Source organism: Aquabacterium sp., assembly GCF_036279675.1.
Lineage (GTDB): Bacteria > Pseudomonadota > Gammaproteobacteria > Burkholderiales > Burkholderiaceae_C > Aquabacterium.
This window is the reverse complement of sequence record NZ_DASUIS010000136.1, coordinates 1-7,687: the sequence shown is the minus strand read 5'-3', so window position 1 is coordinate 7,687 and position 7,687 is coordinate 1. Positions and strand designations below refer to the sequence as shown.

Annotated in this window: 8 protein-coding genes; 1 reads left to right on the top strand and 7 read right to left on the bottom strand. The window is 63.0% G+C overall.

Going from position 1 to position 7,687, the window contains the following annotated elements; all coding sequences use genetic code 11:
- From VFW93_RS15555 to VFW93_RS15530, 6 genes are all read right to left on the bottom strand, one after another.
- Window positions 1-926, bottom strand: a 926-nt coding sequence (locus tag VFW93_RS15555; protein WP_329694879.1) for a GTP-binding protein, incomplete at its 3' end; no start/stop codon positions are given.
- Window positions 926-1,876, bottom strand: a complete 951-nt coding sequence (gene cysD / locus VFW93_RS15550; RefSeq protein ID WP_414639696.1) for a sulfate adenylyltransferase subunit CysD — start codon at window positions 1,874-1,876, stop codon at window positions 926-928. The genes cysD and VFW93_RS15555, both read right to left, overlap by 1 nt.
- A gap of 23 nt (window positions 1,877-1,899) precedes the next feature.
- Window positions 1,900-2,685 (bottom strand): phosphoadenylyl-sulfate reductase, encoded by a 786-nt coding sequence (locus tag VFW93_RS15545; RefSeq protein WP_329694878.1) that lies wholly within the window; start codon window positions 2,683-2,685, stop codon window positions 1,900-1,902.
- Between the two features lie 26 nt (window positions 2,686-2,711).
- On the bottom strand, window positions 2,712-3,218 hold the full coding sequence (locus tag VFW93_RS15540; RefSeq protein WP_329694877.1) for a DUF934 domain-containing protein: 507 nt from the start codon (window positions 3,216-3,218) through the stop codon (window positions 2,712-2,714).
- A 20-nt stretch (window positions 3,219-3,238) separates the two neighbouring features.
- Window positions 3,239-4,948: a nitrite/sulfite reductase gene (locus tag VFW93_RS15535; RefSeq protein WP_329694876.1), complete on the bottom strand. Its 1,710-nt coding sequence runs from the start codon at window positions 4,946-4,948 to the stop codon at window positions 3,239-3,241.
- Window positions 4,949-5,046: 98 nt separating this feature from the next.
- Window positions 5,047-5,826 carry a sulfite exporter TauE/SafE family protein gene (locus tag VFW93_RS15530; protein ID WP_329694875.1) on the bottom strand — a complete coding sequence of 260 codons (780 nt, stop codon included), beginning with the start codon at window positions 5,824-5,826 and terminating at the stop codon, window positions 5,047-5,049.
- A gap of 172 nt (window positions 5,827-5,998) precedes the next feature.
- On the opposite strand from VFW93_RS15530, the gene VFW93_RS15525 reads away from it, so the two are divergent.
- Window positions 5,999-6,865 carry a patatin-like phospholipase family protein gene (locus VFW93_RS15525; protein ID WP_329694874.1) on the top strand — a complete coding sequence of 289 codons (867 nt, stop codon included), beginning with the start codon at window positions 5,999-6,001 and terminating at the stop codon, window positions 6,863-6,865.
- 30 nt (window positions 6,866-6,895) lie between these two features.
- Here the strand turns inward: VFW93_RS15525 and VFW93_RS15520 are convergent, their stop codons facing one another.
- Window positions 6,896-7,393, bottom strand: a complete 498-nt coding sequence (locus VFW93_RS15520; RefSeq protein ID WP_329694873.1) for a DUF192 domain-containing protein — start codon at window positions 7,391-7,393, stop codon at window positions 6,896-6,898.
- Between the last annotated feature and the right edge of the window lie 294 nt (window positions 7,394-7,687).

The following is a 7,687-nucleotide window of genomic DNA, read 5'->3' as shown; positions in this document are numbered from 1 at the left end:
GCTTCGCACGAATCGACCACCAGCGCCGAATGGCGCACTTCGGCCACGATGGCGGTTTCGCCGCTCGGGAAGATCTGCACTTCGTCGCCAGCCTTGACCGCGCCGTGGGCAATGCGGCCCCAGAAAGCACGGTACTGGTGGCCGGTGCCAGAGGCTGTGGCTTCGCCTTCACCCACGCTGTCGCGGGTCACGTACTGCACAGGGTGCAGCAGGGCGCCGTCATGGCTTTCGTCGCTCGGAGGCAGTTCTTCCAGCACTTGCAGCAGCGTCGGGCCCTGGTACCAGGGCCAGTTGGCGCTCGGTGTGGTCACGTTGTCGCCGCGCAGGGCCGACACGGGGATCACGCCCTTGCTGTTGATGCCGGCTTGCTGCGCGAAAGCTTCCAGCGAAGCCTTGACGTTGTTGAAGGCGGTCTCGGTGTCCTGCTCGATGGCGTCCAGCTTGTTGATGGCGAACACGATGTTGGGTACGCGCAGCAGGTGGGCCAGCAGGCTGTGGCGGCGTGTCTGGGCCAGCAGAGGCACAGGCGAGGCTTTCCAGTCGATCTTGGTGATGTCGACCAGCACCACGGCCGCGTCAGAACCGGCGGCAGCCGTCACCATGTTGCGGGTGTACTGCTCGTGGCCGGGGGCGTCGGCGATGATGAACTTGCGCGTCTTGGTCGCGAAGTAGCGGTAGGCCACGTCGATGGTGATGCCTTGCTCGCGTTCGGCTTCCAGGCCGTCGGTCAGCAGCGACAGGTCGATCGGGGCGCCGGCGGCGCGCTTTTCCAGCGCATCCAGCTGGTCAGCCAGGATGGCGCGGCTGTCGAACAGCAGGCGGCCGATCAGGGTGCTCTTGCCGTCATCCACGCTGCCGGCAGTCAGGAAGCGCAGGGCCTTGTGGGCGAGCTCTTCGCGAGCTTCGTTATGGGTCACGTTAGTCATCAGAAATAGCCTTCCTTCTTGCGGCGCTCCATCGAGGCCTCGGACGTGCGGTCGTCCATGCGGGTAGCGCCACGTTCGCTCACGGTCACGTGCAGGGTCTCAGCAACGATGTCGGCCGGGTTGGCCGCATCGCTCTCGACCGGGCAGGTGCAGGTCATGTCACCCACGGTGCGGAAACGCACGTCCACGGTCTCGATGGTTTCGCCTTCCAGGGCGGGCGTGACCTCGGTCAGCGGCACCAGCAGGCCCTTGCGGCGGATCACCTGGCGGGCGTGCTTGAAATAGATGTTGGGCAGCGGGATGTTTTCGCGGGCGATGTAGAGCCACACGTCCAGCTCGGTCCAGTTGCTGATGGGGAAGGCGCGGAAGTGCTCGCCCGGCTTGATGCGGGTGTTGAACAGGTTCCACAACTCGGGGCGCTGTTCCTTGGGCTGCCATTGGCCGAAGCTGTCGCGGTGCGAGAAGATGCGCTCCTTGGCTCGGGCCTTCTCTTCGTCACGACGGGCGCCGCCGATCAGGCAATCGAAGCGGTTGTCTTCGATGGCTTCCAGCAGGGTCACGGTCTGGTGGCCGTTGCGCGATTCCAGCGGATGAGCCAGGCGTACGGTGCCCTTCTTGATGGACTCTTCCATGTGCGCCACGATCAGGCGCTCGCCGATTTCCTTGACGCGACGCTCGCGGAACTCGATCACTTCAGGGAAGTTGTGGCCGGTGTCCACGTGCACGAGTGGGAAGGGCAGCTTGCCTTCAAGCTTACCTTCGGCGTTCTTCATCTTGAAGGCCTTCTCGGCCAGATGCAGCACCACGCAGGAGTCCTTGCCGCTGGAGAACAGCAGGCCGGGGCGCTCGAAACTGGCGGCCACTTCACGCAGGATGAAGATCGCTTCTTCTTCCAGGGCGTCCAGGTGGCGGTGGTCCACATCCGCCAGCAATTGGTTCACATCAGTCATAGCTTCAATCTACTTTTCGGGATTCAATTCTTGTGCACGTGCAGGCCACACTCTTTGGCCTTCTCGTCTTCCCACCACCACCGACCAGCGCGGAAGTCCTCGCCGACAGCGATGGCACGCGTGCATGGGGCACAACCGATGCTGGGCATGAACTGGTCATGCAGCGGGTTGTAAGGCACGTGGTTGACGGACACGTAGTGCCACACATCACCCCAGGTCCAGTCGATCATGGGGTTGAATTTGGCACGGCCCTTGTCGTCCTGTTCGCGCGCGGCCATGTCGCCACGGTTGTTGGACTGCTCGCGGCGCAGGCCGGTGATCCAGGCTGTGCGTTCGGCCAGCATGCGGCTCAGCGGTTCGAGCTTGCGGATGCCGCAGCACGCCTTGCGCAGATCGATGCTTTCGTACATGGCCTTCTCGCCGTTCTTCTGCACGAACTCGATCACGGCCTCTTGAACAGGCTTGTAGACCTCGACGTGGATGCCCATATCGGCGTAGTGCGTCTCGATGGTGCCGATCAGCGAAGCCGTTTCCGGGTTCAGCATGCCGGTTTCCAGCGTGCCGATGGCGATCGGCAGGCGATAGCGGGCGATCAGATCGGTCACGATCATATCTTCCACGCCCAGGCTCGTGGCCTGCACGACCTTGCCGTTGTGCTCGATGGCCGCAGCCTTCAGCAACTCGATCGTGGCGTGCACCTTGTCGGCGTAGGTCGGGCTCGGGTTGTTGTACAACGCGATGGCCGAACCAGCAGGTGCCGGGCCACCGATCAGCGACGACACGCCACCCAGAGAAGAGGATTCGCTCATGTCAGCTCACTCCTTGTGATGCGGGATCAAGCCGCGCGACCGAACACAGGCTTGGTCACCTTGATGTCGCCCTGGTAGTGGCCACGGGCCGCAAAGAAGCCCAGGGCACGTTCAGCGGCTGCACGGTCCTGGTCCGCACGCAGCACCACGGCGTCAAAACCGGAGCGCGCCATCAGGGGCATCATGTCCACCAGCACTTCACCGGTGGCGCGGATCTCGCCGCCAAAGCGGTAGCGGGCGCGCAGGATGTGGGCCTGGCTGTAGGCACGGCCGTCCACCCACTTGGGGAACTGCAGCACCACCAGCGCCAGCTTGGCCACATCGGCTTCCAGCACTTCGATGTCGGTGTCATTGGGCAGGATCACGCCAACTGGCTTGTAGTCGGCCGAGCCCTGCGCAGGCCACTGTTCGCGCACGGCATGCCACTGGCCCAGCGTCAGCAGGCTGTAGGCCTTGATGGGGGGGTGGGACATGGGGCCGTCTTCGCCGCCCACGGTGTGCCACTGGTCGTGATGGATGTCGATGAATTTCATGTTGTGTCCTCTCTGCCCGATCAGGCTGCCTTCGCAGTGGAGCGGCGAACGGCGTTGGCCGCGGCCTTGAACGGGTCAATGCCGATGCGCTTGACGGTGTCAACGAACTTTTCGTTGGCAGCGCGCTGGCCCTTGTAGGTCTCGATCACGGCTTCGATCACGTCCGTGACTTCATCGGCCGCAAACGAAGGGCCGATCACCTTGCCAGCTACGCTGGTGGGCGCGTGATCCGAGCCATCGGAGCCACCCAGGGTGACCTGATACCACTCGGTGCCATCCTTGTCCACGCCCAGGATGCCGATGTGGCCCGTGTGGTGGTGGCCGCAGGAGTTGATGCAGCCAGAGATGTGCAGGTCGATGTCGCCGATGTCGTAGAGCTCGTCCAGATCCTGATAGCGCTCGATCAGGTCGTTGGCGATGGGGATGGAGCGGGCGTTGGCCAGAGCGCAGAAGTCACCACCGGGGCAGGCGATCATGTCGCTGAGCAGGCCCAGGTTGGCCGAGGCCAGCGTGGCGGCCTTGGCGACTTGCCAAAGGGCAAACAGCTGGTCTTCGCGCACGAAGGGCAGCAGCACGTTCTGGTCGTGGGTCACGCGCAGTTCGCCGCAGCTGAATTGATCAGCCATGTCGGCGATGGCGTCCATCTGGGCGTCGGTCACGTCGCCGGGCGCCTGGCCCACGCGCTTGACCGTCAGGTGCACGTTCTTGTAGCCCTGCACCTTGTGGCCCTTCACATTGCGCTCCAGCCACTTGCCGAACTGCGTCTTGTCAGCGTCGGACGCATCGGCGGGCAGGCCGTTACCGGTCGGCGTGTAGGCCTTGACCGATTCGGGGAAGCCGAAGCCCACGTTCACGCGGTCGAACTCGGCCTGCGGGATGATGTGGGCAGCGCCATCGACGTCACGCGTCAGGATGTCGCTGAACTCCTGGTTGACCTGGTCGAAGAACTTCTGGCCTTCAGCCTTGACCAGGATCTTGATCCGGGCCTTGTACATGTTGTCGCGGCGGCCGTAGCGGTTGTACACGCGCACGATGGCCTCGATGTAGACCAGGATCTGTTGCCAGGGCACGAAGCTGTTGATCACCGTACCGGTGATGGGGGTGCGGCCCATGCCACCGCCCACGATCACCTTGAAGCCAACTTCGCCTTCGTCATCCTTGACCAGCTGCAGGCCGATGTCATGCCAGTAGACCAGGGCGCGGTCTTCCTTGGCACCACTCACGGCGATCTTGAACTTGCGAGGCAGGAAGGCGAACTCGGGGTGCAGCGTGGACCACTGACGCAGCACTTCGCAGTAGGGGCGTGCGTCGATGATCTCGTCTTCGGCCACACCCACCATGGCGTCTGCCGTGATGTTGCGGATGCAGTTGCCCGATGTCTGGATGCCGTGCATGTTGACTTCGGCCAGCAGGTCCATCACATCGGCGCTCTTGGCCAGCGGGATCCAGTTGTACTGGACGTTCTGGCGCGTCGTGAAGTGGGCGTAGCCGCGGTCGTATTCGCGGGCGATCTTTGCCAGCTGGCGGATCTGCTTGCTGGACATCTCGCCGTAAGGCACGGCCACACGCAGCATCGGCGCATGACGCTGAACGTACCAGCCGTTTTGCAGGCGCAGCGGACGGAACTCGTCATCGCCCAGCTTGCCAGCCAGGTTGCGCTCCAGCTGGTCGCGGAACTGAGCCGCACGCTGGCGGACGAACTGTTTGTCAAATTCGGTGTACTGATACATGGCAAGTCTCCCGCACTCAAGCAGGGTGTCGATGTGTCAAATCTGCCTGGCACGTCACCCCGTGGCGTGAACTGTGCGGCGGCGGTTCTGGTTGTGAATCAAGCGGTCAGCAAAACCTTCTTGGCAGCAAGGACCAGGCAGGCGCAAAGCGCAAAACGCGTGATTGTCTCAGGCAAATGCTTGGTCAGCTTGGCGGCCACCCAGATTGCGGGGATGGAGCCGATCAACAATTCAATCAGCAGCACCCAGTTGACGTTGCCCAGCGACGCGTGGCCGATGCCGGCGACGATGGTCAGTGGCACCGCGTGGGCGATGTCGCTGCCAACCAGGCGCTTCATGTCCAGGCGAGGGTAGAGCAGCAGGATCATGGTGGCCCCCAGCGCACCGGCGCCGATGGAGCTCAAGGACACCAGCACGCCCAGGATGGCGCCACACAACACTGTCAGTGGGCCACGGCGTTCCCGGGTGATCCAGCGCTCCAGCCAGATACCAACCTTGTGCCACACGGGGCGAAACGCCACGGTCACGGCCGTCAGCAGCAGGGCAATGCCCAGGGCATAGGCCAGGGCGCTGTCGCCGCTTTTGTGGATACCGAACTGGTGCATGGCGACCATCGTGAGGATGGTCGCGGGAATGCTGCCCAGCAGGAGCTTCTTGACGATGTGATAGTCCACATGGCCTTCGCGGTGGTGCGCAACCGAGCCCGACACCTTGGTCAGCCCGGCAAACCACAGGTCGGTACCGATGGCCACTGCCTTTTCGAGACCAAAGACCGAAATCAGCAGGGGGGTCATCAAAGAGCCGCCACCAACGCCAGTCAGCCCCACAATCGAGCCCACACCGGCCCCGGCGGCGATGGCCGTCCAATCGAAATTCATTAAACGCTTCAGCTTTCTGAACGCGCCCGCAAGCAAGAAGAGCATGGCGGGCAGTTTGAAGGAGGTTGAAATGTAGAAAACTTTTATATAAATGCGAAGAACAGTTTTAGAAGTTGTTTATTCCTTGGCGGAATATGGCGGATTCAAGAGGCTGGCCGTTCTGGGGGCCGCCATGGCATTGAGTGCGTGCAGCGTCTTTCAGGAGCCCGTGGGGCCCCCTCCATCACCGGCCCCGGTCGTTGTGGCGCCCAAGCCCGCCCCGAGGCCTCCTAAGATCGGGCTGGCACTGGGCGGTGGTGCGGCGCGTGGCTTTGCCCATATAGGCGTGCTGCAGGTGCTGGAAGAGCAGGGCATCAAGCCCGATCTGATCGTCGGCACCTCGGCGGGTAGCGTGGTGGCAGCGCTCTATGCCTCGGGAAAGACGCCCGCCGAATTGACCAACATGGCCATGACGCTGGACGAGTCCACCATCACCGATTGGGTCTTCCCCGGGCGATCACTGCTCAAAGGCGAGGCGCTGGCCAAGTTTGTGCGCAACCTGACGGGCGGCAAGCAGATCGAGAGCATGCGCTTGCCGCTGGGCATCGTGGCGGCAGACCTGCAAAACGGCCAGCCCATCCTGTTTCGCCGAGGCGACCCTGGCACGGCCGTGCGCGCCTCCAGCTCGGTTCCGGGTGTGTTCGAGCCGGTGAAGATTGGCGGGCGCGAATACATCGATGGGGGCGCCGTGTCGCCCATCCCGGTTCGTTACGCCAAACAAATGGGTGCGGACGTCGTGATCGCGGTGGACATCTCCGCCATTCCCGAGGGGCAGTCGACGAAGGGCGCCGTGGACATCCTTCTGCAGACCTTCAACATCATGGGGCACGCCATCAGCCAGTTCGAGTTGCAGGACGCCGATGTCGTGATGCGTCCCAAGCTGGAGGGCATAGGCAGCGCCGAATTCAGCGCGCGTCGGCTGTCCATCCTGGCAGGGCGCGAAGCCGCCCTGATGGTGATGCCACAGTTGAAGGAGCGCATCGCAGCCAAGACCCGTTGATCCGAGGCGCCGCGAGTGCGGTGCCCAGGCTCAGCGAGGCGTGCCGAAAGGTGCGCCAGTGAGCTTGAAGCCTTCCTTGATGGCCCGCTTCGCAAACCAGCCGGTGTTCATCTCCAGCACGAAGCGCACTGGTTTGGCCGAGCAGTGCGGGTCCAGCGTTTGTGGCTTCATTTCATCCACGTTCACGACCGTGCCATCGTCAGCCACGAAAGCCACAGACAGCGGGATGAGCGTGTTTTTCATCCAGAAGCACTGTTTGCCCGGTCGGTCGAAGATGAAGATCATGCCCTCGTTGCCGCCCATGCTCGTGCGGTACATCAGACCAATCTCGTGCTCCTCGGGGGTTTGGGCGACTTCCGCCTTGATGTTGTGCATGCCGGCACCGAGCAGCACGGTCGGTAGCCGTTGGGCGCGTTCCTGGGCCCAGGCGCTGGCATTGAGGCTTGTTGCGGCGATGCACAAGCCGATTGCGCCAAATACGGCTTTCAAGGCTGGAATGCCGGCAACTTGAAACACAATCCGAGACATTGCGTTGATCCTTGTTGGGGTAAACCCGTAAATTTCCGTGTAGATTGCCCACCTGTGTCGCCTCAGACCCCATGGTGGTGACCTCTGTGGCAGCCCGACTGTATCAGCGAGCCCGATGAACCCTGCGCCCTCCCAATCCACCGATCCCGTGGCGACGCCTCTGGAGCCATTGACGTCTGCGCAGGTGGCGGGCCTGGACGATCCCGCCCTGTTGTCTCAGTGCATCGTCGACATGCCGGCAGGCAGCAGCATGCGCCGCATCGGCTTGGGCCTGTCGGGCATGTACTGCGCAGC

Coding starts and splice junctions, on each gene's coding strand:
- cysD (WP_414639696.1), bottom strand. CDS start 1,876: ATGACTGATGTGAACCAATTGCTGGCGGATGTGGACCACCGCCACCTG.
- VFW93_RS15545 (WP_329694878.1), bottom strand. CDS start 2,685: ATGAGCGAATCCTCTTCTCTGGGTGGCGTGTCGTCGCTGATCGGTGGC.
- VFW93_RS15540 (WP_329694877.1), bottom strand. CDS start 3,218: ATGAAATTCATCGACATCCATCACGACCAGTGGCACACCGTGGGCGGC.
- VFW93_RS15535 (WP_329694876.1), bottom strand. CDS start 4,948: ATGTATCAGTACACCGAATTTGACAAACAGTTCGTCCGCCAGCGTGCG.
- VFW93_RS15530 (WP_329694875.1), bottom strand. CDS start 5,826: ATGAATTTCGATTGGACGGCCATCGCCGCCGGGGCCGGTGTGGGCTCG.
- VFW93_RS15525 (WP_329694874.1), top strand. CDS start 5,999: ATGGCATTGAGTGCGTGCAGCGTCTTTCAGGAGCCCGTGGGGCCCCCT.
- VFW93_RS15520 (WP_329694873.1), bottom strand. CDS start 7,393: ATGTCTCGGATTGTGTTTCAAGTTGCCGGCATTCCAGCCTTGAAAGCC.